This window comes from Eisenibacter elegans DSM 3317, assembly GCF_000430505.1.
Taxonomy (GTDB): Bacteria; Bacteroidota; Bacteroidia; order Cytophagales; family Microscillaceae; genus Eisenibacter; species Eisenibacter elegans.
In genome coordinates this window covers 182,128-208,325 of record NZ_AUMD01000011.1, presented here as the reverse complement: position 1 = coordinate 208,325, position 26,198 = coordinate 182,128, and the positions used below count along the sequence as shown (strand labels likewise).

21 protein-coding genes are annotated in these 26,198 nt (G+C 49.4%); 9 read left to right on the top strand and 12 right to left on the bottom strand.

Annotation, left to right across the window (positions count from 1 at the left end):
• Nucleotides 1–24 precede the first annotated feature (24 nt).
• The 3 genes from G499_RS0101570 (at nt 25) to G499_RS0101560 (ending at nt 1,925) form a co-directional block, all read left to right on the top strand.
• Entirely contained in the window at nt 25–792 is a 768-nt protein-coding gene (locus tag G499_RS0101570; protein WP_026998485.1) for a cyclase family protein, read from the top strand.
• Nucleotides 793–927: 135 nt separating this feature from the next.
• On the top strand, nt 928–1,299 hold the full coding sequence (locus G499_RS0101565) for a hypothetical protein (RefSeq protein ID WP_026998484.1): 372 nt from the start codon (nt 928–930) through the stop codon (nt 1,297–1,299).
• 122 nt (nt 1,300–1,421) lie between these two features.
• Complete coding sequence (locus G499_RS0101560; RefSeq protein ID WP_051295823.1) at nt 1,422–1,925, top strand: sugar transferase; 504 nt, start codon at nt 1,422–1,424, stop codon at nt 1,923–1,925.
• Between the two features lie 70 nt (nt 1,926–1,995).
• Here G499_RS0101560 and G499_RS18330 read toward each other — a convergent pair whose 3' ends face one another.
• The 4 genes from G499_RS18330 to G499_RS0101540 all read right to left on the bottom strand — a co-directional run bounded on the left by G499_RS18330 (nt 1,996) and on the right by G499_RS0101540 (nt 7,484).
• Nucleotides 1,996–2,640, bottom strand: coding sequence for a 2OG-Fe(II) oxygenase (locus G499_RS18330; protein WP_051295822.1), 645 nt, complete (start codon nt 2,638–2,640; stop codon nt 1,996–1,998).
• A gap of 210 nt (nt 2,641–2,850) precedes the next feature.
• The gene (locus G499_RS0101550) at nt 2,851–4,797 is read right to left on the bottom strand and encodes an AAA domain-containing protein (protein ID WP_026998482.1); all 1,947 of its coding nucleotides are present in this window, start codon (nt 4,795–4,797) and stop codon (nt 2,851–2,853) included.
• Nucleotides 4,798–5,197: 400 nt separating this feature from the next.
• Nucleotides 5,198–6,406 (bottom strand): citrulline utilization hydrolase CtlX, encoded by a 1,209-nt coding sequence (gene ctlX, locus G499_RS18325; RefSeq protein WP_081413593.1) that lies wholly within the window; start codon nt 6,404–6,406, stop codon nt 5,198–5,200.
• A 91-nt stretch (nt 6,407–6,497) separates the two neighbouring features.
• A complete protein-coding gene (locus G499_RS0101540; protein ID WP_026998481.1) occupies nt 6,498–7,484 on the bottom strand; it encodes an AAA family ATPase in 987 nt (328 codons plus the stop codon).
• 234 nt (nt 7,485–7,718) lie between these two features.
• Between G499_RS0101540 and trmB the strand changes: the two genes are divergently transcribed.
• Nucleotides 7,719–8,372, top strand: coding sequence for a tRNA (guanosine(46)-N7)-methyltransferase TrmB (gene trmB, locus G499_RS0101535; RefSeq protein WP_026998480.1), 654 nt, complete (start codon nt 7,719–7,721; stop codon nt 8,370–8,372).
• A gap of 86 nt (nt 8,373–8,458) precedes the next feature.
• On the opposite strand, the gene G499_RS0101530 is transcribed toward trmB, so the two are convergent.
• Together G499_RS0101530 and guaB are read right to left on the bottom strand one after the other, a co-directional pair.
• A complete protein-coding gene (locus G499_RS0101530) occupies nt 8,459–10,507 on the bottom strand; it encodes a PP2C family protein-serine/threonine phosphatase (protein WP_026998479.1) in 2,049 nt (682 codons plus the stop codon).
• A gap of 38 nt (nt 10,508–10,545) precedes the next feature.
• Nucleotides 10,546–12,012 (bottom strand): IMP dehydrogenase, encoded by a 1,467-nt coding sequence (gene guaB, locus G499_RS0101525; RefSeq protein ID WP_035726380.1) that lies wholly within the window; start codon nt 12,010–12,012, stop codon nt 10,546–10,548.
• Between the two features lie 352 nt (nt 12,013–12,364).
• Between guaB and G499_RS0101520 the strand changes: the two genes are divergently transcribed.
• The 3 genes from G499_RS0101520 (at nt 12,365) to G499_RS0101510 (ending at nt 16,602) form a co-directional block, all read left to right on the top strand.
• Nucleotides 12,365–14,605, top strand: a complete 2,241-nt coding sequence (locus tag G499_RS0101520) for an ATP-dependent helicase (RefSeq protein ID WP_081413592.1) — start codon at nt 12,365–12,367, stop codon at nt 14,603–14,605.
• 105 nt (nt 14,606–14,710) lie between these two features.
• Nucleotides 14,711–15,745 (top strand): hypothetical protein, encoded by a 1,035-nt coding sequence (locus G499_RS0101515; RefSeq protein WP_035726248.1) that lies wholly within the window; start codon nt 14,711–14,713, stop codon nt 15,743–15,745.
• A complete protein-coding gene (locus G499_RS0101510) occupies nt 15,742–16,602 on the top strand; it encodes a polysaccharide deacetylase family protein (RefSeq protein ID WP_051295821.1) in 861 nt (286 codons plus the stop codon). Before G499_RS0101515 ends, G499_RS0101510 begins: the two co-directional genes overlap by 4 nt.
• 175 nt (nt 16,603–16,777) lie before the next feature.
• On the opposite strand, the gene G499_RS0101505 is transcribed toward G499_RS0101510, so the two are convergent.
• Both G499_RS0101505 and G499_RS20805 read right to left on the bottom strand, forming a co-directional pair.
• Nucleotides 16,778–17,701 carry a DUF58 domain-containing protein gene (locus G499_RS0101505; RefSeq protein WP_026998474.1) on the bottom strand — a complete coding sequence of 308 codons (924 nt, stop codon included), beginning with the start codon at nt 17,699–17,701 and terminating at the stop codon, nt 16,778–16,780.
• A 51-nt stretch (nt 17,702–17,752) separates the two neighbouring features.
• On the bottom strand, nt 17,753–18,523 hold the full coding sequence (locus G499_RS20805) for a septal ring lytic transglycosylase RlpA family protein (RefSeq protein ID WP_051295820.1): 771 nt from the start codon (nt 18,521–18,523) through the stop codon (nt 17,753–17,755).
• Nucleotides 18,524–18,664: 141 nt separating this feature from the next.
• Here G499_RS20805 and G499_RS0101495 point away from each other — a divergent pair, with 141 nt between their 5' ends.
• A complete protein-coding gene (locus G499_RS0101495; RefSeq protein ID WP_026998473.1) occupies nt 18,665–18,991 on the top strand; it encodes a DUF3276 family protein in 327 nt (108 codons plus the stop codon).
• A 132-nt stretch (nt 18,992–19,123) separates the two neighbouring features.
• Here G499_RS0101495 and G499_RS0101490 read toward each other — a convergent pair whose 3' ends face one another.
• The 4 genes from G499_RS0101490 to thrC form a co-directional block, all read right to left on the bottom strand.
• Nucleotides 19,124–20,092: an alpha/beta hydrolase gene (locus G499_RS0101490; RefSeq protein WP_026998472.1), complete on the bottom strand. Its 969-nt coding sequence runs from the start codon at nt 20,090–20,092 to the stop codon at nt 19,124–19,126.
• Between the two features lie 182 nt (nt 20,093–20,274).
• Nucleotides 20,275–22,602 (bottom strand): TonB-dependent receptor, encoded by a 2,328-nt coding sequence (locus G499_RS0101485; protein WP_026998471.1) that lies wholly within the window; start codon nt 22,600–22,602, stop codon nt 20,275–20,277.
• A gap of 272 nt (nt 22,603–22,874) precedes the next feature.
• Complete coding sequence (locus G499_RS0101475) at nt 22,875–23,813, bottom strand: homoserine kinase (RefSeq protein WP_026998469.1); 939 nt, start codon at nt 23,811–23,813, stop codon at nt 22,875–22,877.
• 143 nt (nt 23,814–23,956) lie between these two features.
• On the bottom strand, nt 23,957–25,360 hold the full coding sequence (gene thrC / locus G499_RS18315; protein ID WP_051295819.1) for a threonine synthase: 1,404 nt from the start codon (nt 25,358–25,360) through the stop codon (nt 23,957–23,959).
• A gap of 244 nt (nt 25,361–25,604) precedes the next feature.
• Here thrC and G499_RS0101465 point away from each other — a divergent pair, with 244 nt between their 5' ends.
• The gene (locus G499_RS0101465) at nt 25,605–25,946 is read left to right on the top strand and encodes a hypothetical protein (protein ID WP_026998468.1); all 342 of its coding nucleotides are present in this window, start codon (nt 25,605–25,607) and stop codon (nt 25,944–25,946) included.
• Nucleotides 25,947–26,198: the final 252 nt, after the last annotated feature.

The window sequence follows — 26,198 nt, the reverse complement described above, 5'->3', positions numbered from 1 at the left end:
GGCTCTTTTTGACTTTATGCCACAATGCAACTCACACACCATCATCAAGGCCTCGCCTGGCAGGCCAACCTATACCAAGGTACAGATCTCTGCATCCCCTTACGGGCTGGAGAAGCCAACCCCAACTGTTACTACGCAGATGCCCCACGATTCGAAACCATACGCCAAGGTGATTTTGTAGGCAGCGTGGCCGAAGGAGGGAGCGTCAATTACCAAAAAATCACCCTTACGCCACACGGCAACGGCACTCACACGGAGTGTTATGGCCATATCAGCCCTGACCGCGCTGTCAATATTGCCTCCTTGCCCAGCCCTGTATGGGCTATAGCCCAATTGATCAGCCTCACTCCACAACCCGCCCACCATCCCACCAATGACAAAATAGTGTTGGAGGCTGATTTGAAAAAAAAACTTGGAAAAATTACCCCCGAAGCCCTGATTATTCGTACATTGCCTAACGGTTCAGAAAAACTGCAAAAACAATACTCAGGTACCAACCCCCCGTTTCTGGAGCCTTGTATAGGAGCGTACTTGGCCGAGCTTGGGGTAAAGCACTTGTTGGTTGATTTGCCCTCAGTAGATAAAGAGCAAGATAATGGCACACTTTTGGTGCATAAAGGATTTTGGAATTATCCGCCAAAGCCCCGCATAGATGCAACCATTACAGAACTAATATTTGTACCAAACCACCTCCCCGACGGCTGGTACTTGCTCTGCCTACAAATAGGAGCTTGGGAAACGGACGCAGCCCCCAGCCGCCCCGTAATTTACCCAACAACCCCTCAAAAATAGCGCAATGAAATGACAGCCTGATACTTTTTTGCGAGTACTACTACCTAAGACAAGGATAATTTGCTTTTACATTTTATATTTGTAAAGTAAGAAATTACTAAACTATCAAGGACAATGGCTTTAGACAAGAACACAATGACAAGTGACCAGAAGAAGGCAATCCTCTTGCTGAAATCTGTTATTTTTCACTATCACGGTCTGGATAAAGAAGAACAAGAAATACTCAACAACACCGCCGAGCGCTTCGATGCTTGGGATGAAATGAAATGGGCCAATGAGTTCATTGCAATTGACTATTATACTGCCTTTGAGCGCGCACGCGAATACCTCAATGATGTTGTAGGCAGTGTCGACAAAGAGACGCGCTTGGAGTTTTTGAGTATGGTTTGGGAAGCCAACAACAACAAGGGCTATGTAACCGAAATGGAAGCAACCGCCCTGCTCAAGCTGGCCAAAGACTGGCACGTACAAAAAGAGCTGATGATGCTGGTACGTAAGAAAAAATAGGCGATTTTGTTGCCCTCTCTTGTATTTGTAGAGAAGGGGCGCACCTGCCGCTGACTGTCTTACTAAGATTTGTTGCGCCTCTGCACAAGCTTCGGCTCTTGCATAGGCTTTTTTTGTTGGATATGCACCAAAATATCACTACACACACGGCGTATCACACACGTTGGTTTTTTGTACAACAACGTATTGGCAAAGGTGAGCGCCCCTTTTGGATGTATAAGTTTCGTACAATGCGCGAAGCATACAATGCCCAAGGAGTTCCCTTACCCGACGAGCTTCGCCTCACCCCTTGGGGGCGATGGTTGCGCAAATATTCTTTCGATGAGTTGCCACAACTGTGGAATATCCTTCGAGGAGATATGCGTCTTGTCGGGCCGCGACCACTGCCCGTAGCATACTTATCCAAGATGACCCCCGAACAGCGCCGCAGGCATCACGTAAAACCGGGGCTTACAGGCTGGGCACAAATCCACGGGCGCAACGCCCTGCCTTGGGAATCCCGATTTGCCCTAGACGTTTGGTATGTCCAAAACCGGTCTCTCCTACTTGATATTTATATCTGCTGGCAAACGTGGCTACAATGGTGGCGCAACCCTGATGGAGATACCCCCGGGCAGGTCTTATAAGCCGCCCCCCTCAGATATGACAGACAAATAACCCTCTATTTTGGTATCAAACCACAGAGGAGCCTGTGTACTAGGCATTGGCCAAAAGCATATCTTGTAGGTCGCTGTGGCGCATCCACCCCGTCAGGCTATACCGTGGTGCTTTGGTAGGCCGCACCTCATGCAGTACCTCCGTACTTAGAAAACAAGCCAAGGTGCCAGCCAAAGGCGCAATGTCGATGGGGGCTTGCCCCTCAAACAACAAACGAAGCTCTCCTTCGTGTTGGGGCTGCCAGTCTGGGTTTAGGTACAATACAAACGACACTTTGCGCCGCCCTACACCCTTGAAAGCATCATAGTGCGCCTCATAATGCCCCCCAATAGGGTAATAAGCATAGTGCAATTCTGTATAGTTGATACCTAGATACAGGCTACGGTTGAGGCAAATACGAAGTGCTTGTAAACGCTCATAGAGAGCAATTTCTACTGGATTTTGTAGCTTTTGTGGCTCCCACCACACAATTTTATCGTTGCGTACATCCGGACGGACTTGTTGCTGCTCACCTCGGCCAATGGCGGCTTGCTGCATTGCCCCTGCCTGCTGTTGCGCCAGAAGCGCTTGACGAAGTCCTAAAACCTCTTCGGGAGAAGCAAAATCGGCACAAACCGCATATAAGTCTGTTGCCAAGGCATCGGCTATCTGCTCAGGGCTAAGAGAGGCATTGTCATTCCACATAAAATCATCATATTGTCAAAAAAGAAAGTAACATCACAATCGCCTGATAATCAATTTATTATAAATAAATCAGACAAAAGCTTGCGAAGATACAACACAGGCCGGTTTGTAATGCGTTTTTGACCGATAAAATTTGTGTAGTACCTCTCCCAAGATACACTTGTTTTGATTGGGGACAAATGTCTACAACAGAGAAAATTTCTAGTGTGTCTATGCCATATACTCCCAGGCGCTTTGGTATGCCCCGATACGCTCCACATAATTCAAAAAAGCCTCATAAAAGGAGTGCCCACCAATGGTGGCGCTGTCCCCGATGACGACTAGGCGCTTGCGGGCACGGGTGAGGGCTACGTTCATCCGGCGGGTATCAGATAGGAAGCCGATTTCGTTGTCTTCATTACTGCGCACAAGGGAGAGGTAGATGATGTCGCGCTCTTGACCTTGAAATCCGTCAATCGAACTAATTTGTACAAAATCACGGATGCCTTGCAGAAAGCTGTCTTCGGCCAATAGCTGCTGCAGTAACTCTACCTGAGCAGCATAGGGGGATATAATCCCAATCGAAAAATCGGTTTTGAGCTGCCCCTTGGGGGTCCACTGTAAGGCTTGTATTAGTTGGGTAAGGTGTCGGAGCAAGAGCTGCGCCTCTTCTTGGTTGGCACGGCTGCGTGTTTTGGGGTTTTGTTGCTCCTCAAACCCACACCCTGCTGTATCGATAAAGCTCACTGCTTGGCTGAGGATAGGCTGCGGTTCGGCTTCGGGCGAGAGCAGGCTGTGTTGGGCTACGTTTTCATCGGCAATGAGCTTGCCTTCATAAAATTGCTCATTGGAAAACTGCATCACTTGCTCGTGCATCCGGTACTGGGTGCGCAGCAATGCAGAGGCTTCGGGCTGGGTGTGCATCAGTCGCTCAAACAGCGTACGGCTCAGGCCCTGTTGCGCGGCTTCAAAGGACTTGACCGTAGGGGGCAGCTGTCGGTGGTCGCCGGCAAAAATCACCCGTTCGGACTTCTGAATCGGAATCCAGCAGGCCGGTTCTAGGGCTTGCCCGGCTTCGTCAATAAATACAGTACTAAACTGCTTGGCTCGGATGTATTTGTTGACACTCCCCACTAGGGTGGCAGTGATGACCTGCGCTTTTTGGAGCAGATCGTTGAGCATATATTTCTCCAACGCCTGAGCGTCTTCGCTTATTTTTCGGGCTTCGGTATAGAGCAGTTGGCGTTGCTCGCGCTCATCTTTGCCAAACTTACGTTTGTATTTTCCGGCCATACGGCGGTACTCGTCGGCCTGTTTACGGAGTTGTTTGAGGTAGCGATAGTCGTCGTGAGCCGATAGTTGGGCATCGAGACTGTACTGCACCAAGTCTTCATCGATACGAGCCGGGTTGCCAATACGCAGTACCCGCAGGCCTTTTTGCGCCAAGCGCAACGTAAGTAGGTCTACGGCGGTATTGCTGGGGGCACATACCAACACCTGCTTTTCGGTGTCGAGGGTAAGTTTGATTGCCTCGACTAAGGTGGTGGTCTTGCCCGTTCCCGGAGGGCCGTGTACTAGGGCTACATCTTTGGCAGCCAGCACCTGTCGCAGCGCCTCATTTTGAGACTCATTGAGCGTGGCTATGTGATAATAATGTGGTACCTCTGCCGCAAAACTTGCGGGCTTCTGCCCTGTGAGGGTGGCTCGCAGTTCGGCCAAACGTCCTTCTTTGGCTCTGATAACTTGCTCAAGGGCGGTTTCCATCTCTTGGTAAGTGAGGTCATCAAAGAGCATATCGACCCCTAGGCGGGGCTCGTCGAGCCAATCGGGCAGCTCCTCGACACTGAGCGCCACCCGCATCCGGTCTTTCCACAGCGCCACAATGACCCCGGGGAGTGTGTCGGCAGCCACCCCATTGGCATCAAGATGGAAGATAGACACCCGCCCCCCAACCTGAAAGGCCGAGGCATCGGCTTGGTAAGGGCGCTCAAGGCTGAGCTGATACTGTTCGCCCAGTCCAATATCGCTGCCGGCCAGCCGCACCGGATACCAGCTCCAACCCTTGGTCTTACGCTCCGACAGTGGCGTTTGAATCATCTGGCTGTGGTACTGTTGGCGGTCAGCGTCGCGCTCCATCTTGAGCAAGCGCTGGAGGGTATCGAAAGAAGGGAAAGACATAATATCTAAGAGCGTTTATACGTACGTAAGCGGCTTTTTATAAAGTAGAAACCACGAATGGTGAAGTACTATGATGCAATCTTGCGCGAAGCTATGTAGGCGCAAGCAGCCTAGAAGCCTTCCGAGCACAAGGGTACGAAGGATGCGAGCCTCACGTTCTGCAAATAGCTCCCCGCGCCTGCCGAGATGTGTGAGCAAACTATAAACGCTCAGCGCGGGGACTATGGGCCGCAAGACAAGCTCCAAGAAAATGCTAGTACCTAGCAGACCCAACATCCGGCATAGAGGAGTGTTAGGCAATCAGGAAGTCCCAAGAAGATGAGTGTGGATGCGCTACAGGCTTGGTTGGTCAATCAAGTATATAGCGCAAATCGAGAGATTAGCGGGCTAACGCAGTGGTTTATTCGTATTTGCGAAAGCGGATACATTTTTCGATATAAGCATCGAACATCTCCTGCTCTTGTTCATCCAAAATACGGTAGAGAATGGTGGTATTGCTACCGCAGTTTTGGGTAAATTTATGCCATAGAATCAGCCCTGCATCGGCTCCGAATATTTTTTGAAACTCGCGTTTGGTGATTTGCGCTTCAAAGTCGATGAGGGTTTGCATAAAGGCCGAGATAGAGTGGGCTTTGTGCGTAGTGGGGTCGTAATGTTGGGTTGGCTCTGAGGAGGGCATTGTTTTTTTCTGAAGCGGTAAAAATATTTCTGACATCATACACCGGGCGCTGCCGCCACCGTTGCGCTCGATTGTGGGGATTGCACAGGGCACGAGGGTGGCCGCCTGTGCGAGGGTTTCGCGTTGTTCGTCGGTGAGGGCATCATAGGCTGTTTTTGACATCACGAGCAGCGCCTCATCGTCTTCATTTTGCACTTCGAGCATATTGCCGGCAAACTGCTCCATTTGTGTCCATGAAATATCAACGACAGTTTTTCCGGTACGCTCAAAATGTGCCAAGAGCATCGCCTTTTCCTCGGCCTTAGTAACGGCTTCCATACAAATCACCGCTATTTGTGTTCCCAAACACATCAAGACATTGGTATGATAAATCTCCTGCCCTTGGCGGTCTTGCGCCTCAAACCCTACAGCCGTATAGCCCAAGTGTTGGGCGAGCTCTTCGAGCAGCTCACGGTCAGTACGCGGCGAATAGCAGGCATAAATAAGCTTATTGGGACGATCAAAGATGACACTACCCGTACTTTCCAAAAATTTGCCTTGCGTTTCATAATGTGACATATCGATAATCCGGCTGACCTCATAGCGTTCCTTAAAGCGCTCGATGATGTCCATACGGCGCTCTAAACGGCGGTTGGGCGCATACATTGGGTATAGGATGACAGTCCCATCTTCGTGATAAGAAGCCCAGTTGTTAGGGAAAATAGAATCTGGTGTATGGGGCTCGGGTGTATCTTCTATCACTGTCAGTTGTACGCCTTTTCGCCCAAGGGTGCGCACCATTGCGTCAAACTCTTGCAAGGCTTTGGCTTGGGTATCGGCGGCGTGTTGTTGGGAAGCATCCTGAAAGGCGTTATTGGCCGCCGTTTGCTCATTATAAGCAAAGCGCACCGGGCGAATCATCAAGATATGGTTAGTCGTTTGTTGGGCCATAATGCGACTTTTTTGCAGTATTTTCGTGTGTATATATGCTTTGTAATGATGTGTGTGGGTATGGGCTGCTTTTTGCCCGAAGTTGACGTTTTTATTCGTCTTTGTTGATGGGAACTTGTTTGAGGATATTATTGACAATTTGGGAGGTAGTTACGCCATCGGCTTCGGCCTCATAATTGAGCAGAATCCGGTGATTGAAAATATCGTGCGTCATTTCTTTGATATCTTCGGGCAACACATAGTCGCGCTCATCAAGATAGGCGCTGGCCTTGGCCGCTAGGTTAAGGTTGATACTAGCGCGTGGCGAGACACCATACTGTACATAATAGCTCTCTTCTTTGAGGCCATATTCTAGCGGTTTGCGGGTAGCAAATACTAGCTCTACGATGTATTTTTCGAGCGAAGGCGAAATACTCACCTTGTTGATTTCTTGTTGGATGGCAAAAATATCCTCCTGTGAGAGTACGGCATTGACATTGCCCTTAAAACTCATATTGGCCATTCGTCGCATTACCTCTAGCTCCATATCCTTGTCGAGGTAGTCAACATAAACCTTCATCATAAAGCGGTCTATCTGTGCTTCGGGCAAGGGGTATGTTCCCTCCTGATCTACAGGGTTTTGGGTAGCCAATACCAAGAAGGGCTTGTCGAGCTTGTAGGTTGTCTCGCCGATGGTTACCTGCTTTTCTTGCATCGCTTCTAGCAAGGCCGATTGAACCTTGGCCGGGGAGCGGTTCACCTCATCGGCCAGGATAAGGTTGGCAAAGATAGGGCCTTTCTTTACGTCGAAGGTGCCCGTTTTTTGGTTATAAATCATCGTGCCGACCAAGTCAGCTGGCAACAAATCAGGCGTAAACTGGATGCGTTGGAAACGCAGGTCTAGTACTTTGGAGAGGGTGTTGATGGTCAAGGTTTTGGCCAAGCCCGGAACTCCTTCGAGCAAGACGTGCCCATTGGTAAATAAGCCCACCAGCAGCCTGTTAATCATATAAGACTGCCCCACGACGACCTTGCCCACTTCGGTAAAGGTTTGGCGGATTTTTTGGTGATAATGTTGTTGTAAGTCTGTTGTTTCCATAGGTATCAACAAAGATAAAACTTCTTGACCAGTTGGGCGCAAAAGTATTTATTTTTTTGCTAGATATAGCCTGCGCCCTCGAATACTAGGGTAAACCTTGCTAAAACTCCACGATTATCAACACCCGACACTTTTGATGTAGAAGCCCTGTACAGGAAGTTCTTTTTACCAAAAGATCTGTATTTTTGCAGCCCTTTACAGCAGTTGTAGGGCGATTTTCAGTAAGCTAAAATTATGGGCAGACAAAAACTCAAGAAATTCGAAGACAATGACAAGGCCGGCAATATCGTGCAGGCTGGCAAACCAATTTATGAAACTATCAAGGGCAACTGGCGTGCTTTTTTTGGCAACGACAAGCCGCTAGTCGTAGAGCTGGCCTGTGGCCGAGGGGAGTATAGTGTTGGCTTGGCGGGTGTATTTCCCGAAAAAAACTTTGTCGGGGTCGATATCAAGGGCGCACGTCTCTGGACTGGCAGCCAAGCGGCTTATGCCCAAGGTTTAGATAACGTAGCTTTTTTGAGGGCTTATATCCAAAACTTGACTGATTTTTTTGCTCCACAAGAAATCGATGAGCTCTGGATTACTTTTCCTGACCCTCGCCCCCGAAATAGCGATGAGCGCCGCCGCCTCACACACCCACGGTTTTTGGCTATGTACCGCCAACTACTCAAGCCTGAGGGTTGGCTACATCTTAAGACAGATAGCGACAGCCTTTTTGAATATACCCTCGAAACGCTGGCCGAACATCCTATCAAAGATTTTGTACATACATCTGACCTTTATAGCTCTAGTATGGCCCAAGACCATCACGGGATTAAAACCTACTACGAGCACCTTTTTTCTGCGCAAGGGTTCAGTATCAAATACTTGCGATTTAGATTTGCCTAAGTGGAGCCCTTGGCTAGTTTTTGTAAGGCGATGACATTCTCGTAGCCTGTTCCAACAAACGACAGCCTACGAGACTATGGATAGATTTATAAAAATCGAATTGCCAATACGGTATGGTCATCGTGGATAGGGGTATCCTGTGTGAAGCGAGCCAAATCTTGCAAAATTTGTTGGTTGATATCTTGCACAGAATGTGTAACATAGCTCGAAATCAAGGTTTTGAGTCGGTCATAACCATATTCTTCGCCCGTTTGGTTTTTGGCCTCTACCACTCCATCCGTATAAAAGAAGAGCATATCGCCGGATTGATACGAAAATATTTGGGGGTCTACGTGTGCGGCATAGCTGCCATTGCGCAAAATCCCTAGGCCTAACCCTTCGCCCATCAGGTAGCGCAGCGTTTGGGTATGCGCACAATAATAAAGCGTAGGACAATGCCCTGCGCGGGTCAGCTGTACGGTATGGGCCTCGTTATCAATGAGGGCAAGCGTAGCGGTAGCAAACGCTTTGCGGTCAAAACAAGCGCTGACGGCTTGGTTAAGCGAAGGCAGCAACTCTTGAGGACTAAGACCTAGCGAAGAGACCCCGTGGAAAATACCCTTGAGCTGCGCCATATTGAAGGCCGCCGAAGTTCCCTTGCCCGAAATATCTCCGATAATGAGCAAGGTGCGGTGCTCATCAATACGGTAAAAATCATAATAGTCTCCCCCGACCTCATAGGCCGAGTCTGAGAATGCATCGACTTCGATATTGGGTGCTATAAAAAGCGATTTGGGCAATAGACGTTGTTGTACTGTACGGGCAATTTTGATTTCTTCTTGGTAACGTTCTTGTCGAATAGTTTTATGTAGTAGGCGGAAATTCTCAATCGAGACCCCTGCCTGCATCACAAATGTGCGGGTCAGCTTTTCCTTGTCGAAAGCATCTTTGAAACGATGGAGCAGAAATAGACTGCCCATAGAGCTTTGGTGCGAGACCATCGGGATAACCAAAAGTGAGTGATAATTATGCCCAGACAGGTCGGGCGCTTCGTCGAGTGTATGCCGGCGCTCAAAAGCTTGGTGTAGCGCCTGTTTGAGTCGATGGGCCAAGAGTTGTTGTTTGATTTGATGAACGGTATCGGCAGTAATATGCCGATAGACTGTATCTTTGAGGTTGCCGTGGTCGTCGTGTATATCGAGCCAAGCTGCATCAATCTCGATAGTACTGACCACTGCATCGAGCAAGGTTTGGTATACCTGCTCTTCTTGTTCTTCGATGCGCAAGGAGTGAGCTAGCTTTTGGAAACTAACAATCTCCTCCAACTTTCGCTCAAAAACCGAAGTAGTAGGCAGGTTGAAGATAATCACCAAGAGTGAAAAAATTGTATAAAACAGCACAAAAGACCCCAAAGAGAGGATATACAAGCTGTGGGTCAGGTCTACGATGAGGTGCTCGTTTTCGGAGTGTGTGATGACCGTCCTGAAAAAATAAAAAGTAAATGCCGCAATAAAAAGGAGTAGCAAGATACCTTGCCATTTTTCTTTGGCATTGAGATAGGCTACCCATTTAAGATTAACAGAGAGGCGCAAACCCAGCAAGGTCAACGCAATAAAGGAGAGCGCAAAAACGGTATTGCTAAAGCCAAGGTCGAAAAAATTGAATATCAGGCTGGCCAGCAAGATATACTCAAAAGTATACCAAGTACGCGCTATTTGGGATGATTTCTGGTGCAAAATCATCCGTTTCCAATAAAAAAAGGTTTGAGTAAGAAAGATAGAAACAAAAACAATATTGAGATAATACAGCCAATTGATCAGCTGGATTTTAGAGGGTGTTATTGGGGGAACTTGCAGGGTTGTGGAGACAAACTGCACCACCAGCGCACCTGTATTGGTGAGCAAACCTGTGATGAATAGCTGTGTCAGTTGTTCGATAAAATCAAGCGGCTTTTGGCGCTCTATCTGCACGCTAAAATAGAAGAACAGCACCAGAAAGAGCAAATTGAGCAGCAGCCCTTCCAAATAAAAATTAATATTTAGGAAGGGCTTGCCACCAAAGCCAATCAGCGCGATGACATTGGAACCTATCAATAAGAGCCAACTGGCAACATTGGCATATAGAAAAATACCAAGGGCATTTTTAGGGTAACGCATAGGGCGAAGTTAGCAAGATAGGAGCCAGCGACCAAAGTTTATCGGCTATAATTCGGAGCTTCTTTTGTAATGAAGACATCGTGGGGGTGGCTTTCGCGTACGCCGGCGGCTGTAATCTTCACAAACTTAGCCTCTTGTAGGCCGGCAATGTCGGCGGCACCACAATAACCCATTCCGGCTTTCAGCCCGCCTACGAGTTGGTAAAGTACTTCCGATACCAAGCCTTTGTAAGGTACTCGCCCGACAATACCCTCAGGAACGAGCTTCTTCACATCTACTTCTTCTGACTGGAAGTAGCGGTCTTTGGAGCCATCTTCCATCGCTTCGAGCGAGCCCATCCCGCGATAGCTCTTAAACTTACGCCCTTCATAAATCATCATTTCGCCTGGCGCTTCTTCTGTTCCGGCAAAGAGCGAGCCGGCCATCACACTGCTGGCTCCGGCGGCAATGGCCTTGGCTATATCGCCCGAAAAGCGGATACCGCCATCGGCAATGATAGGAATGCCCGTGCCTTTGAGGGCTTGCGCGGCAGTATACACCGCCGAAAACTGTGGTAACCCTACGCCTGCAATCACGCGGGTAGTACAGATACTACCCGGTCCTATGCCTACTTTTACGCCATCAGCACCAGCATCGGCCAAAGCCTTGGCTCCTTCGGCAGTAGCGACATTGCCTACAACAATCTCTAGGTCGGGGTGCATTTCTTTGAGCGTACGTAGGGTCTGGATTACTCCTTTGGAATGTCCGTGTGCTGTATCAATACTGATTACATCTACCCCTGATTTGCGCAGCGCCTGCACCCGTTCGATTACGTCGGCAGTGATGCCTACAGCAGCTCCTACACGCAAACGCCCGTATTCGTCCTTGCAGGCATTGGGCATATCGCGGCGCTTGAGGATATCTTTGTAAGTAATCAGGCCTACGAGCTTGTGTTGTTTATTGACAATGGGCAGTTTTTCGATTTTGTGTTGTTGCAAGATTTCTTCTGCCTCTTGTAGGTCAAAACCTTCTTGAGCGGTAATGATATGCTCTTTGGTCATCACTTCTTGCACAGGGCGGCCTAGACGCTTTTCGAAGCGCAAGTCACGGTTGGTGATGATGCCTACCAACACGCCCTGATTGTCAACAATAGGAATGCCCCCAATTTTGAACTCGCGCATAATGCGGTGTGCCTCTTCTAGTGGGGCTTCGGGGTGGAGGGTAATGGGGTCTAAAATCATCCCACTTTGCGAGCGCTTTACCTTGCGTACCTGTTCGGCTTGCTGCTCCACACTCATATTCTTGTGGATAAACCCGATGCCGCCTTCCTGAGCCATAGCTATCGCCATTTGGTACTCCGTTACGGTGTCCATAGCAGCAGAAACCAGAGGAATATTGAGGGTGATGTTGCGGCTAAGCTGGGTGATGGTTTGGGTATCTTTCGGAAGGGTTTCCGAATAAGCCGGAATCAACAGTACGTCGTCGTATGTGAGGGCTTCAAAGAGAACTTTGGACGCGTCTAGCATGGGGCAAATAATTTTAGGGTATACTATTTGCCACACAAAGGTATAGCTTTTTGGGGAATGTATTGACTTTGGCCCAAACTTTATTTTATCTCCGGCCTATCTGTGGCTCAAATCTCTTCTTGGGTAGAAATTCGGAGATACTAAGTTATTGTATATCAAGGATATGTGCTGATGATTTTCATATCGCTGATGGTTTTTATAAAAACCGTCAAGATGGAGGCAAAGGTGAATGGTTGTAACTACCAATGTGTGTTTTGGTACCGAAGCCCTCACCCGACGTTTCTGATTCTGCCTGAGATTTTGTAGGTTTGTATGTTGTGTAGAACCCTCTCTTTCCAGTTGGCAAACAAATATGATTGATTATCTCGAAGGCCTGAACGAACCGCAGCGCCAGGCCGTGCTTCATACCAATGGTCCTCTAATGATTGTGGCCGGCGCAGGCTCCGGCAAGACCCGTGTCCTCACCCACCGCATCGCCCACCTCATGAAGCAGGGCATAGAGCCTTTTAACATCATGGCGCTGACCTTTACCAACAAGGCCGCCGGAGAGATGCGCCAGCGTATCGAAAAAATAGCCGGTACTGATGCCCGCAGTCTATGGATGGGGACTTTCCACGCCGTATTTGCCCGTATCCTCAGGGTAGAGGCGCAAAAGCTCGGCTTTGATTCCAACTTCACCATCTACGATACTGACGACAGCAAGTCGCTCATCAAAACCATCGTCAAGGAAATGAACCTCGACGACAAAATCTACCGCCCCAATACCGTCTTGTCGCGCATTTCGACAGCCAAAAACAGCCTGATTTCTGCCCAATACTACGCCGACCACCCCATTTTCCGCGCCGACGACGAGGCTTACCGCCGCCCCTACATTGCCAATATCTACGCCCAGTACCAGCAGCGGTGCTTCAAAGCCAATGCGATGGACTTTGACGATCTGCTCTACCATACCAATATCCTGTTGCGCCAGCACCTCGACGTGCTCCACAAATACCAACATAAGTTTCAGCATGTACTCATCGATGAGTTTCAGGATACCAACCACTCACAGTACATGATTGTCAAACGTCTGGCTGCCGTACACCAAAATATCTGTGTAGTGGGCGACGACGCACAGAGCATCTATGCCTTCCGTGGGGCTGACATCCGCAATATCCTTGATTTTGAAAAAGACTACCCCGAGCTCATCACCATCCGCCTAGAGCAAAACTACCGCTCTACCGGGCATATCGTGGAGGCCGCCAATTCGCTCATTGCCCACAATCAAAAGCAAATCCAAAAACGCGTATGGACTGACAACGAAGAGGGGGAGCGCATCCGTGTGCTCAAGGCCTACTCCGACACCGAAGAGGCTACCCGCATCGCAGAATCTATTTTTGAAGAAAAAAACCACCACGCCCTGCGCAATACTGATTTTGCCATTCTCTACCGCACCAACGCCCAGTCGAGGGCGCTTGAAGAAGCGCTGCGCCGCAAAGAGATGAAATACCGCCTCATCGGTGGGCTGTCGTTTTATCAACGCAAAGAGATCAAGGACTTGGTGGCCTACCTACGCTATGTAGTCAACCCCAACGATGAAGAGGCCTTCAAGCGTATTGTCAATTACCCCAAGCGCGGCATTGGCAGCAGCTCTATCCTCAAGCTCCTAGTAGCCGCCCAAGACCACGACCTGCCCCTTTGGGAGACCGTCCTCAAGGCCGAACACTTCTTGCCTGCTCGCGCCAGCAAGTCTATCAGTGAGTTTGCCGTCATGATTAAAGGCTTTCAGCTCAGTGTGCAGAAAAAAGATGCCTACCACGCCGCCGCCGAGATAGCCCGGATGTCGGGATTGCTCGAAGAGCTTTACGAAGACAAAACCGTAGAAGGGATGGCTCGGTATGAAAATACCCAAGAATTGCTCAATGCCATCAAAGAGTTTGTAGACAACCCTGAGAACGAAGACAAAGGTCTTGCCGCCTTTTTGCAGCAGGTCTCCCTACTCACGAGCGCCGAAGACCCCAAAAACCAAGATGAGGACTGTATCACCTTGATGACTATCCACGCCTCCAAAGGGCTGGAGTTTCGGAATGTATACATCACCGGGATGGAAGAAAATTTATTCCCTTCCTCGATGATGATCAACAGCCGCGCCGAACTAGAAGAAGAGCGCCGCCTCTTTTATGTGGCCATGACCCGCGCCCAAAAGCGCCTCACACTATCCTACGCCAATACACGCTATCAGTATGGCCAGCTCCAAAACTGCGAGCCAAGCCGCTTTCTCGACGAAATAGATGCCAAGCACCTCTACACCGATCACGGGCGCGCCTCCAGTAGCTTTAGCACCAACCAGTCTTTCGTACGACAGCTTCAGCAGAAGCCCTCTGCGCTCAAGCCCTCACAGTTGGCTAAGCCACACACTCCTTCCGAAAATTTTGCTGCCTCCGATCCTACCGCCTTACAAGTAGGGATGCGTGTGGAGCACAAAAAGTTTGGCTATGGAACCGTCCAGGCTCTAGATGCCCAAGGCTCGGATCGCAAAGCCCGCATCGACTTTGAGCATCACGGCGAGAAAACACTCCTGCTCAGCTTTGCCAAGCTCAAAATCCACTCCTAGTAACGGCGGTATGTCGTGTTGCATAGGCTTCGAGCTGGTGTTTTGAGGGGGTTGTTGCAAACGGCAAAATGTTTGATTATCAAAAAGTTGATATTGCTAAACGCGATGATTTCTAAGAAAAAACCATACTTCGCCATCAGCCCGGAGCTGCGCCAATACCTTCATCAGTATGGCCGCACAACCGACTTACCCCTGCGCTACGACGACCTCCTGCGCCATCAAGATTCGTTCCCTGTGCTTGATGCCCAAGGCAAGGATACCCTGTGGGAAACGATGATTTATCCCCAATACCTCATCGAAGAGCTACACAAACAGCTTGTTACCATCTATGCCCTACTCAAAACCGATGGCGACCTGACCGTGATGGAGCACCTCTACATTGACCGTATCGACTATTGCACCTTTGGCAACTCCTTCCCTTTTCGGATTCGGGTGGTCAACCATTACAACGATAACTACGACCACTTTTATGTCAAACGTGCGGATGCCTCACGGGTCTACGGCCTCGAACTAGAGCATATTCTATCGCCCGACCGCATCAATTTTTTTGTACACCAAGAGACCCTGATTGAGGAGCACATTACCGGCATTCCGGGCGATGTATTTATCAAGGACTACGCCCAAAGCCCCACACTCAACAGGGTACGTATAGCCAAAGAGTTTGTCAAATTCAACGAACGCTGTTATGTCAAGCTCTTAGGCGATATGCGCTCGTACAACTACGTCATCATCATCACCTCTGATTTTGAAGACCAACAGTACCGCGTCCGTGCAATCGACTTCGACCAACAGGCCTACGAAGGGCGGCGTATTACCTATCTGCCCCAGTTTTTCAAAGACAATAACCCCATTGTGGCGCTCTGCTCGAAGGTCATCAACCGCAAGACCCTTTTACAATACCAACAAGAGGAGCGCACCCTCATGGCGCGGCGCTACCGAGGAGCCTATGAGCGCCTCAACGACCTCTTGGTGGTGATGGAGCAAGATACCCTCTCCACCCCACAAAAAACAGAACAACTGCGCCAAGAGCTGGCCGATTTTTATAAAGAGTCTGCTTTCTTACAATGTGAGGGGATGGGAGCTATCGTGCGCAAGCACTTGGAGTATTCGTTTAGTGGCATCAAACCATTACGTGTATGAGCCGTGGCTTCTATCTTGGGTGTTGGTGTGTGGCCTTATTTTGCTTACATACGGCCTGCGAAAATGCTTCTAGCCAAGCACCACAGCACCTAACAAGCGCTGCTTCAGGCTATGCTCCGGCTTCTGATAAGTGGACAAGAGCGGGGCTGCTCCCTATTTTGGGCGCACCTTATCCGGAGCAAGTCCCTACGCCTTCTATGCAAGCTCGCCGCACAGAGGCGCAGCACTTGGCGCTTCGGCATCCGGGCAAGGTCTGGATTAATGGCCATCTCCAACGCAAGGCTGTAGCACTTACCTTTGACGACGGCCCGGAGAGTGTCGTAACCCCTCAGGTTTTGGACATCTTAGCACGCTATCAGCTCAAGGCTACGTTCTTTTTTGTAGGGTTTATGTTGCGCAAACACGCCGCAGTAGTCAAGCGTACATACCACGAAGGGCATCTGATTCTGAACCACAGCTATGACCACCCCAGCTTCGATGCTCTGAGCAACGCCCAGATACAGTCTCAACTACGGCGTACCGAAGACCTGCTTTTCAAACTTATCGGCAAGCGCCCTGCGCTCTTCCGCCCACCGGCAGGGGTCATCGACAATCGCATACAGGCCGAAATAGACGCAGCAGGCTACCAAACCATTTTATGGTCTTATGACCCTTTCGACTGGGCAGGCTTGCCCGTCGATACCTTGGTGCAGCGTGTGGTAAGCCAAGCCCGCAATGGTGAAATCATCTTGCTCCATAGCCGCCTCCATACCGATAGCACTGCCGTGGCTCTCCCTCGCATTATTGAAGGCCTACAAGCGCGAGGCTTCGAGTTGCTGCGGTTAGATGAGCTGATTCCGGTACAAGCTTACCGCTAAGGGTGTTGGCAAAATCTGACACGCCACTGGACATTTTTGGGAAAGTAGCTCGGAGCTCCAGCTCCGAAACAAGCTGAGGCCTCATTTTACCCCAAAATAAGACTTAGCCCATAGTTTTAATTGAAGACCCTTACACAAACAAATTCAGTGAATCCCCAATCCAATAAACCTGAATCTAATTCACTTTGCTTCTTTTGACCAAGTAAGCATACAAAATTTGCTCAAAAGGCTGGGCGATGTCAGCTTCTATCAAATCAATCCGAAACTGCCCACACCGCAGCTTGAGATCTTGCATAAAGGCGGCTTGCTTGCGGAGATACTGTTCTCTAATATCAGCAGGTTGTAGGCGTATTTTTTGCCCTGTTTCGAGGTCAATGAACTCATAGGGGCGGTCATCGAAGGCAAAGGCTTGCTCGGTTTGGCGGTCGGCCACGTGAAAAATCAGTACCTCGTGGTGGTTGTGGCGCAAGTGCTGAAGCGCAGAGAACAATTGCTCGGCTTGGTCGCTGTTGTCGAGCATATCGCTAAAAAGAATGACCAAGGAACGCCGCTGTATCTTTTGGGCTATTTGATGCAGGGTGTCTGTTACGGCAGAGCGGCAGGTAGGCGGTTGACTATGCAGCAGGCGCTCCAAAGAGAGGAAGCACTTGTGGATATGCGATGGTGTCGATTTGACTGGTGTCTGCTCCAATATCTCATCGCTGAAGGTCGTCATCCCTACCGCATCCCGCTGTTGTTGGAGCATATACATCAGGGCGGCGGCAGCCATCACACTGAAGGTCAGCTTTCCGTAGTTATGCGTTGGGTAATACATCGATGAAGACACATCGAGCAGCAGGTGGGCGCGTAGGTTTGTTTCTTCCTCGTAGCGTTTGGTGTAGAGCCTGTCGGTTTTGGCAAATACCTTCCAGTCAATATGGCGAGTGCTTTCGCCATTGTTGTAGAGGCGGTGTTCGGCAAACTCCACCGAAAACCCGTGAAAGGGGGAGCGGTGGAGGCCTGTGATAAAGCCCTCGACCATTTGTTTGGCCAAAAACTCAATATTGCCAAACTCACGTATTTGGGAAAGACTTAGGGTTGGGGCATTGCGTTTGGCCATAAACAAGATGATTTGGAATGAGGTAGAGTAAGAGGGTAGTAATGAGGGCGGCTAATATGGCTTGACAAGGGTTTCAAATCCGGCTTGTTGGAGCCTTTGCGCAGTGCTTTGAGCCTGAGTTTTATCGGCAAACTCTCCCACCAATACGCGGTAGACGGGGTTGTTATTGAGCAGACTTACTTGGATAAACAACGCGCTGAAACCTTTGTTTTCAAGTGTTTCACAATGTTTTTTAGCATTGTCGAGGGTGCTGAAAATACCTGTTTGGATGCCAAAGCCCTTGGGACTGCGAGGAGTTCCCCACTGGCTGTAGGTGTGCCCTACACGAAATGCCCCCGTAGTTTGAGCATCGCGATTGTCGTCGTTTTTTTGCTTTTCGGGCTGTGTGAGCTTTCGCTCAGGGTTGGCTTCTTCGGGACTTTTTTGCCCAAAAAGATTGCCATTCATCCCCACCACCTTCAAGTCTACCTTGGCAATACCAGTGCGGGTAAGGCCAATTTTTTTGGCAGCTGCCTTAGAGAGGTCTATGATGCGGTCGTGAGCATAAGGTCCCCTGTCGATAATCCGTACTACAACCGACTGCTTGGTAGAGGTATTGGTTACTTCTACCAAGGTATTGAAAGGCAGCTGCTTATGAGATCCCACCAAGGCGATATTATTCTCTAAACGCTCGCCACTGGCAGTTGTACGGCCATCAAATTTATCTACAAAATAAGACGCAATACCAGACTCTTTGTAAGACTCATATTGCCCATAAACTTCAGCCACTTGCAAGTACGCAAGCGATAGCCAGACGTAGCAAAATAGGCTCCATTGTTTCATCGTAAAATAGGGAGTAGGGGTTAGAATTTATCTCAAATCTATGAATTTTGCGCCAAAATTGTGGAACTTTCTTTTTAAATCGTTTTTGTTAGTAAAAATTATCTTCTAATTTTACCCCGCCAAAACAAAACTTTTAGACGAGTGGAAGATAACCGAGATAAAGCAGAAATTTACTCTAAAAGAGTACGCGCGGGCAAAAGAACCTACTTCTTTGACATCAAGTCTACCCGCTCTAATGATTACTACCTAACCATCACCGAAAGCAAGCGCCGCTATCACGATGAAGGCTTTTCTTATGAGAAGCATAAAATCTTTTTGTATAAAGAGGATTTTGAAAAATTCATCGAAGCATTGCGTGAGTCAGTAGAGTTCGTAAAAACGGATTTGATGCCTGATTTCGACTTCTCACAGTTCGACAGCGACCCTAGCTACGAAGGGACCGAGCGCGACGAATTGAGTTGGGACTAAGCCTCAAGTCTTTTGTTAGGTAACTAACCATCAAAAATAACCCTCGGCTGTTTTTTAAACGAAATAGCCGAGGGTTTTTGTATTAGGAGGGGCTTACAACTTTGCCTGACCCTTATCGTCAGTAGTAGTGAGTTATGACAGTACCTTGGCGCTAAAGGCTGCCTGAAGCACCTTAGCGATATCATCTTCGAGCTCGCGACATTCTTTCAGCAATTTGGGTAGTTGGAAAAAAACGTGTACCATATTCTTAAAGCTGCGGTATTGTACAGGCACCCCTGCATCGCGCAGCTTTTGAGCATATGCTTCGCCCTCATCGTGTAGGGGGTCATATCCGGCGGTAGCGATGTAGGCCGGTGGCAGTTGGCTGTGGTCGCTAGCCCAATAGGGCGAAAGGTACGGGTCTTTGAGGTCAGTTTTGGGGTCGCGATAATGGTTGAGAAACCACTCCATCATCTCTTGAGAGAGCAAGTATCCCTTGGCATTGGTCTTTATAGAGGGGAAGCTCATTGTAGCATCCGTTACAGGGTATATCAAAACCTGTTGGCAGATAGTAGGCCCTTTGCGGTCGCGGCTCATCATCGCCACTACGGTGGCAAGGTTGCCCCCGGCGCTGTCTCCACAAGTTGCTAGGCGCTGCGGGTCGCCACCATAGGCTGCGATATGCTCATAAGCCCAGCAAAGCGCTGCATAACAATCCTCGGGGGCTGTTGGGAAGCGATATTCAGGAGCTAGGCGATAGTCTACCGAAAGCACAAGGCAGCCAGCCTTGGCAGCCAAACGACGACACTGTTTGTCGTGGCTTTCAACGGAGCCAATGACATAGCCCCCGCCGTGAAAAAACAACATCAAGGGTAGCGGCTCAACACTTTTGACAGGCGTGTACAGTCGGGCTTTAATTGGTGTTCCATCAGCCGTTGGAATCGACACATCCTCCACACGGTGCATCTCCATTGGCGGGTATTGCACCAGCTTGTCGAGCTGCTCTAGGCTCTTGCGATTATAGTTGCGAAACTTCTCTACGCTTACCTTGTGCATAGGAGGTACAGGGCGCAAAGCCGTCGCCCAAAGTAAAAGCCGTAGTTTGAACGGTAAAGAGGCCATAGAAGTAGGGTAGTTTGGGAGTTTACAAAATCCAATATTTTTCCGAATATAATCATTATCAGTCAAATACAAAACCTCTTCCTTATAAGGTCGAGGCTTTGCGCTCGGAGAGACTTGTAAACGCTGTTGTCCAATACACTACCAAAACCCCTATGGGGGCAGCACTGGCGTTTGTCCAAACATTAAAACCTGAAATTGTAGGTAACCGACGGAATGATTGGGAATAGGGCTACTTGGCGGGCGGTAAAGCCGGTGAGGTTATCTGCTGTATCCCTATCTTCCCTAAAATAAATGAAGTAGGCATTGCGTCGATTGTAGAGGTTGTAGACGCTGAAAGTCCAATCAGCCTCCCCCCATTTGGGTTTCATTTTCCAGACCAAGCCCAAGTCCATCCGGTGATAGGCCGGCAGGCGGAAGCCATTGCGCTCCAAATACACGGGGGCTACGATGGGGCGCGTACCTTCTACATTTTGTACTATGAAGCGTTCGGTGGGCAGCGAGATTGCCTCGCCGGTGTTGTACACCCAAGTACCGGAGAGACTTAGGCGGTCGCTGAGCTTATGAACAACGACCAGCGAGATATCGTGCCGGCGGTCGTAGCGAGGGAAGAAAGGCCGCCCTTCATTGATGGCCGGGTTGCCGTTGCTCTCCCCAAACTGCCGCCAAGTCCACGAAAGAGTGTAGCCTAGCCAGCCCGTGGTTCGTCCTGTTTTTTTCTCCAAATAAAACTCCGTACCATAGCTCCAGCCCCGCCCAAAGACAAACTCGCGCTCTAGTTGGGGGTTTGCAAATAACTGTGCGCCATCGCGTAGGTCAATTTGGTTTTGGAGGTTTTTGTAATAGTATTCATTCGAGAAAAACAACGCTCCATTGGCCAGCGACATACTCAGGCCAAAGGCTACCTGATCAGAGATTTGTGGGCGTACGACTTCGCTCGAAGGATACCAAATATCAGTCGGGAGCGATGCCGCCGAGTTCGACACTAAGTGGATGTATTGGTACATCCGCGCCAGCGCTGCCTTGAGCGAGATGCGTTCATTGACCTTAAAGCGCAGCGCCGTACGTGGCTCAAAACCACCATATACTTGACCGCTGTTTTCAAAGCCCGAATATCGCAGCCCTATGTTCCAGCGCCAGCGGCTGTTAAACTCGATATCATCCAAGAGATACGCACCAAACTCGTTGGCTGCTAGGCGGCTTTCGTTGCCAAAATTGACTGTACCGTCTTGGCTCCCGGCTTGCAAGCGCCCTACCAAAAAACGATGGTGTGTGAAAAGCGCCCCTGCACGGAAGCTGTGCCGACTGCCCTGAGGAGTCCATCCCCAATCGTTTTGGATGGTCAAATCTTGGACATTGGAGCCTACATTGAAGGCGAAAATATCAAACTGGTTGCGTATTTCATACTGATACTCACTGTAGTAGCCCGTTAGGCTCGACGACAGTTCTGGACTGAAGATATGGTCCCATCGTGCAGAGGCAGTGGTATTGCCCCAATTGAAATCGAAGTTGAATTGGTCATTGCGGAAGCCAAAAACATCGCGACCAAGATAGCCCGACACCTGCAAAAAATCTTTCTGCCCGAGCTGAAAGCTCAGCTTGGCGTTGAGATCGTAAAAATAATAATCGGGGATGGGCGAAAAGTCCTCTACTCCTTCGTTGGCTTGGTTGATGAGGCGCGTAAACACATCAAAATAAGTCCGCCGGCCACCGATGAGGATAGAAGATTTACCTTTTTGGATGGGAGCTTCTACCGTCAGGCGCGACGAAATCAGCCCTACGCCGCCCGTGGCCGAGAAGCGCTCCTTGTTGCCTTCCCGAACGCGGGTATCGAGCACAGAAGACAGCCTGCCACCAAACTGAGCCGGAAAATCTCCTTTGTAGAGTGTTACGTCTTTAATAATGTCAGAATTGAACACACTGAAGAAGCCAAACAAGTGTGCCGCATTGTATACAAGAGCATCATCGAGCAAGACTAGGTTTTGGTCGGGACCACCACCGCGCACATACAAGCCCGAGGAGCCTTCGCCTCCATTGGTAATGCCGGGTTTGAGCTGAAGGATTTTGATGATGTCGATTTCCCCAAAAATGACCGGAATGTTTTTCATCTCCTGCATCGTGATGCGCTCTGCGCTCATCTGGGTGGCATCTAGTTTGGCCTGTGCTGATTCTGCCGAAACCACGACTTCTTGCAGCTGTTTGGTATCGGGTTGTAGGGCGATATTGAGGGTTTGGTTTTGTTGTAGGCTGATGGTCTGGGTTTGGGCTTGATAGCCCACGTAGGCCCAGCGTAGGGTATATGTTCCGGCAGGGAGCTGCAATCTGTAATTGCCATCTATATCAGCCACGCTCCCTTTTTGGGTTTCTTGTGCAATCACCGAAGCGCCTATCAGGGCTTCTCCCGTTTGGGCATCGGTCAAGCGACCGCTGATGGTATATTGGGTAGTTTGGGCAAAAGCCCCTGCAGAGTACCCCAACAAACAGAGGAGGCATAAAAATAGCTTGCGTAACATTGCGCTAGGGTTTATCAGAGGGATGAAAAGTTTGGGAAAAAGAATAAAGCTAGCAATAATACACCACCGCCGCTGCTTTTGTTCGGGCTTTGGTCAGTTTTAATAAATCTTTAATGTTTTGGGGAGCCAAATGTTTCATCAGCCCCCAAAATATACCAAGATTCACAAGATTTGGGAATTTGCAGGATTTGATTTTCTTGATTATCAAGGATTTTCCAAACCAATTGTGGTTGAGTATCATATTCCTTTGGCAAGCAGGCTATGACAAGCGCTTAGCCCTCTACCAAGCGCGTGCCCTCGTTGTCCAGCTCTGTGATGACACTCTGTGCCTCGACCTCAAAGCGCAAAAACGTCCGAACAATCGCGTCTTCGATAAAGCGTGCCTTGCTTCGCTCATTGGTAATGGCAAAGATTGTTGGTCCCGAGCCGGAGATTGTCAGTCCGTCAGCCCCGGCTTGGAGTGCGTTTTGTTTTACCTGCCCAAAGCCCGGAATGAGCGAGGAGCGTGCCGGCTCGATGATGTCATCGTTGAGGCTACGAGCAAAAAGGCTGTAATCGTCCTTGGCAAAGGCCGCCGTTATGAGACAAGCATTGGCCATATTGAACACAAACTGCTTCATCGAAACAAGCTTGGGCAAAATCTCCCTTGCTTCTTTTGTTAGGATGGTGATTTTGGGCGTTACCAATACCACTATCAGGTTAGAGATAGCGCCTATCTTGGTTACGTCTAGGGGCAGGCAAGAACGCGTCAGGGTAGCGCCGCCCAAGAGCGAAGGAGCGGTATTGTCTGCAAAAAAATCGCCCGAAACCTGCTCTTCAGCCTTGGTAGCCGGCAGTATCAACTCTTCTTTGCTTAGCTTTTGGCCATAGAGGTAATTGGCCGCAAATGCGCCGGCGGCTGCCGAGGCCGCACTAGAGCCAAGCCCCGAGCCCGAAGGCATCCCCTTGTGGATTTTCATTTCTACCCCTCCCTCTGCGCCTATTAAGCGGAGCACCTCTTGGGCAGCAATACCGGCAGTGTTTTGGGTGGGGTCTGTGCTGAGCGGATAGTCGGCATATATCTCACTGATTAACACCGTTTTTTCGGGAATACGGCGCGCCTCAATGGTGTCGCCTAGGTACTTTACTGACATTCCTAGTACGTCAAAGCCCGGCCCTATATTGCCGATAGTGGCCGGCGCAAACACTTTTATCCATTCTTGTTGTGCCATAATTTTTGAGTAAATCGAAGGTGAATATGATGGAGCTTGAGGTTGTTGTTTATATCCAATGGAGATTGGGTTGGGCAATGTGTGTGCTGCAAATTTTTGGATATCAAGAAAACCAAACAAAATCTACCACAAATCATTGGTTATCAGACCATTGTAAGCAAATAACTCTTCAAAGCGATATAATCTGCAGATAAGGTAATCTCTTGGGTATCAGCAGGTAATTCGCGCAAACTTGGGGGGAGCTCCGGTACAATACCCAAACAAGGTTCGACAATCTCCCCAAACTTGGCCGGGTGTGCCGTCGAAATCAAGATTGTTCGGGTATGGTCTTGGGGGTAGTCTTGGCGATAGCGCTGCAAGGCTGCATAGCCTACAGCCGTATGTGGCTCTAAGACAACCCTTTGGCCTTGGTAGACCGTTTTCATTGTTTGGAACGTCTCCTCATCACTGATGGCATAGGCGCAGAGCGTCTGCTGCATTGCCTGTCGGTCGGGCGATGTCAAGATATTGCCTTGATAGTCCATCAAGCCATTGGCTAGGGCAAAATAGCGGGCCAAATTGCTCGGATGCCCTACATTCATCGCATTGGACACACAAGGGCGCGAGGGGCTGATAGGCTGATAATGGCCTGTTTGGAGCCATTTAGGGAAGGCATCATTGGCGTTGGTTCCAATCACTAGGCGGTGTATGGGCAGCCCCATCCTGCGGGCCAATTCACAGCCTAGAGAGTTGCCCAAGTTGCCAGAAGGAATACAGAAAGATAGTTGCTCCCCTGCTTCGGCATACTGCAAGTAGAGGTATACATAATAAACTAACTGTGGCAACACCCGCCCGATATTGATAGAGTTGGCCGAGTTGAGTCCAAGATGTTGTAAAGCTTCATCAGCAAAGGCTTCTTTGACCAGCCGCTGGCAATCGTCAAACTTGCCATCGATGGCCAGCGGGAAAATATTATCCCCTCCCCTTGCGAGTTGTAGGCGTTGTATGGCGCTGACTTCGGCCTGTGGATAGAGCAACACCACCCGAATGCCGTGCAGCCCTCGAAAAGCTTCTGCTACGGCGCTGCCCGTGTCGCCCGAGGTAGCAACGAGGATGGTCAGCTGTTTGCCTTCAGGCAAGTAATACTGCATTGCTTTGGCCATCCATTGGGCGGCAAAGTCTTTGAATGAGGCCGTAGGGCCTTGGTCGAGATGGGCGACGGTCGTGTGTGTATCGAGTGTCGTCAACGGAATGTGCAGACCCTGCGCGCCCCAGCGAGGGTTTTGATAGGCTGCTTGGCAAAGGCTTTCGAGGGTAGAGAGCGGCATATCATCGCCCACAAAAGCAGCCAATAGCGCCGTAGCCACCTCGTGGTAGGGTCGTTGGCGCATGGTGGCGAGCCAGGCCGGCGTGATGATGGGCGGTATCTCGGTAGGCATATACAGCCCCCTGTCGGCGGCCTGCCCCCGCAACAGGGCTTGCCCAAAGCACAAGGTCTCTGCATCGGCATTGTCCAAAAGTTGGTAGGTGCTGCGGTAACGTACTTGCACAGCTTTGGCGGTCAGCATAATGGTCAGAAAAAGCGTCGTTAGGGTTCAAAAAAAGCACTATTATCCAAAGCTGCGCATTATTCGCCGCAAATACAATCATCTCCCAAATAAATCAGCTGCATTATCCATAAAGTTCAAAATAATCTATATATAGCTTAATTTACCCATAGAGCTTGCTGTTTATATGTCCCAAAACTTACACAAGGCAAACGAAGTCAAGCAGTTGCGCGTTTAGCCAAGAGTATTAAGTTGATTTGTGATTATGATTAATGATTTCTTTTTCAGGGATTTGCGCTTTCATTACTACATTGCGCACAACACACAACAAGCTCAGATGAGCCTGTGTTTTATTCCTTATGGTGATACCAATGAGCAAATAACACGCTCACACACCCGCAAGGATGCTCTTTTATATGAGTTGTATGTTTGGTTGGATGAGTGGTTTGAGGAAGACCGTATTTTTGACTTGCGCCCCAAGTTTGCGCTAGAAGAGGGAGAGGAGTTGGAGATTTTTGAGTTCTTCATCGAAAACCAACAAGTACCCAAGCCTGATATTTCGACCCACATCCGGGCGCATTTGCCTAAGCAGGCTCAAGCGGCCTAAGCAGGGAAAGCGCGAAGCCGGAGCTTGTCTAAAATTCTCTTCATCGACACCAAAACGCCGCTTTTTGGCTGCTAATTCGTTAAAAATGCTCGCCGTAGCCCTCCCACGATTAAAATCGTGGACTATATATAAGGCCAGCGCTTTTTGCCTAGTATCAGCGCAAAAATCAGCTGTTTTTGAGTGCCGCGCTGAAAATTTAGACAAGCTCTTACAGGATTTGTTTTTTGATGTTCAAGGGTTTTCAGCATATAC

Bases quoted from the DNA above. Each gene is read 5' to 3' on its own strand.
- G499_RS0101530 (WP_026998479.1), bottom strand. From the start codon at position 10,507: ATGCGTTACCCTAAAAATGCCCTTGGTATTTTTCTATATGCCAATGTT.
- G499_RS0101550 (WP_026998482.1), bottom strand. From the start codon at position 4,797: ATGTCTTTCCCTTCTTTCGATACCCTCCAGCGCTTGCTCAAGATGGAG.
- trmB (WP_026998480.1), top strand. From the start codon at position 7,719: ATGGGCAGACAAAAACTCAAGAAATTCGAAGACAATGACAAGGCCGGC.
- G499_RS0101520 (WP_081413592.1), top strand. From the start codon at position 12,365: ATGATTGATTATCTCGAAGGCCTGAACGAACCGCAGCGCCAGGCCGTG.
- G499_RS0101490 (WP_026998472.1), bottom strand. From the start codon at position 20,092: ATGGCCTCTTTACCGTTCAAACTACGGCTTTTACTTTGGGCGACGGCT.
- G499_RS0101505 (WP_026998474.1), bottom strand. From the start codon at position 17,701: ATGGCCAAACGCAATGCCCCAACCCTAAGTCTTTCCCAAATACGTGAG.
- G499_RS0101570 (WP_026998485.1), top strand. From the start codon at position 25: ATGCAACTCACACACCATCATCAAGGCCTCGCCTGGCAGGCCAACCTA.
- G499_RS0101465 (WP_026998468.1), top strand. From the start codon at position 25,605: ATGATTAATGATTTCTTTTTCAGGGATTTGCGCTTTCATTACTACATT.
- G499_RS0101540 (WP_026998481.1), bottom strand. From the start codon at position 7,484: ATGGAAACAACAGACTTACAACAACATTATCACCAAAAAATCCGCCAA.
- thrC (WP_051295819.1), bottom strand. From the start codon at position 25,360: ATGCTGACCGCCAAAGCTGTGCAAGTACGTTACCGCAGCACCTACCAA.
- G499_RS0101485 (WP_026998471.1), bottom strand. From the start codon at position 22,602: ATGTTACGCAAGCTATTTTTATGCCTCCTCTGTTTGTTGGGGTACTCT.
- G499_RS0101565 (WP_026998484.1), top strand. From the start codon at position 928: ATGACAAGTGACCAGAAGAAGGCAATCCTCTTGCTGAAATCTGTTATT.
- G499_RS0101475 (WP_026998469.1), bottom strand. From the start codon at position 23,813: ATGGCACAACAAGAATGGATAAAAGTGTTTGCGCCGGCCACTATCGGC.
- G499_RS0101515 (WP_035726248.1), top strand. From the start codon at position 14,711: ATGATTTCTAAGAAAAAACCATACTTCGCCATCAGCCCGGAGCTGCGC.
- ctlX (WP_081413593.1), bottom strand. From the start codon at position 6,406: ATGGCCCAACAAACGACTAACCATATCTTGATGATTCGCCCGGTGCGC.
- G499_RS20805 (WP_051295820.1), bottom strand. From the start codon at position 18,523: ATGAAACAATGGAGCCTATTTTGCTACGTCTGGCTATCGCTTGCGTAC.
- G499_RS18330 (WP_051295822.1), bottom strand. From the start codon at position 2,640: ATGTGGAATGACAATGCCTCTCTTAGCCCTGAGCAGATAGCCGATGCC.
- G499_RS0101510 (WP_051295821.1), top strand. From the start codon at position 15,742: ATGAGCCGTGGCTTCTATCTTGGGTGTTGGTGTGTGGCCTTATTTTGC.
- guaB (WP_035726380.1), bottom strand. From the start codon at position 12,012: ATGCTAGACGCGTCCAAAGTTCTCTTTGAAGCCCTCACATACGACGAC.
- G499_RS0101560 (WP_051295823.1), top strand. From the start codon at position 1,422: ATGCACCAAAATATCACTACACACACGGCGTATCACACACGTTGGTTT.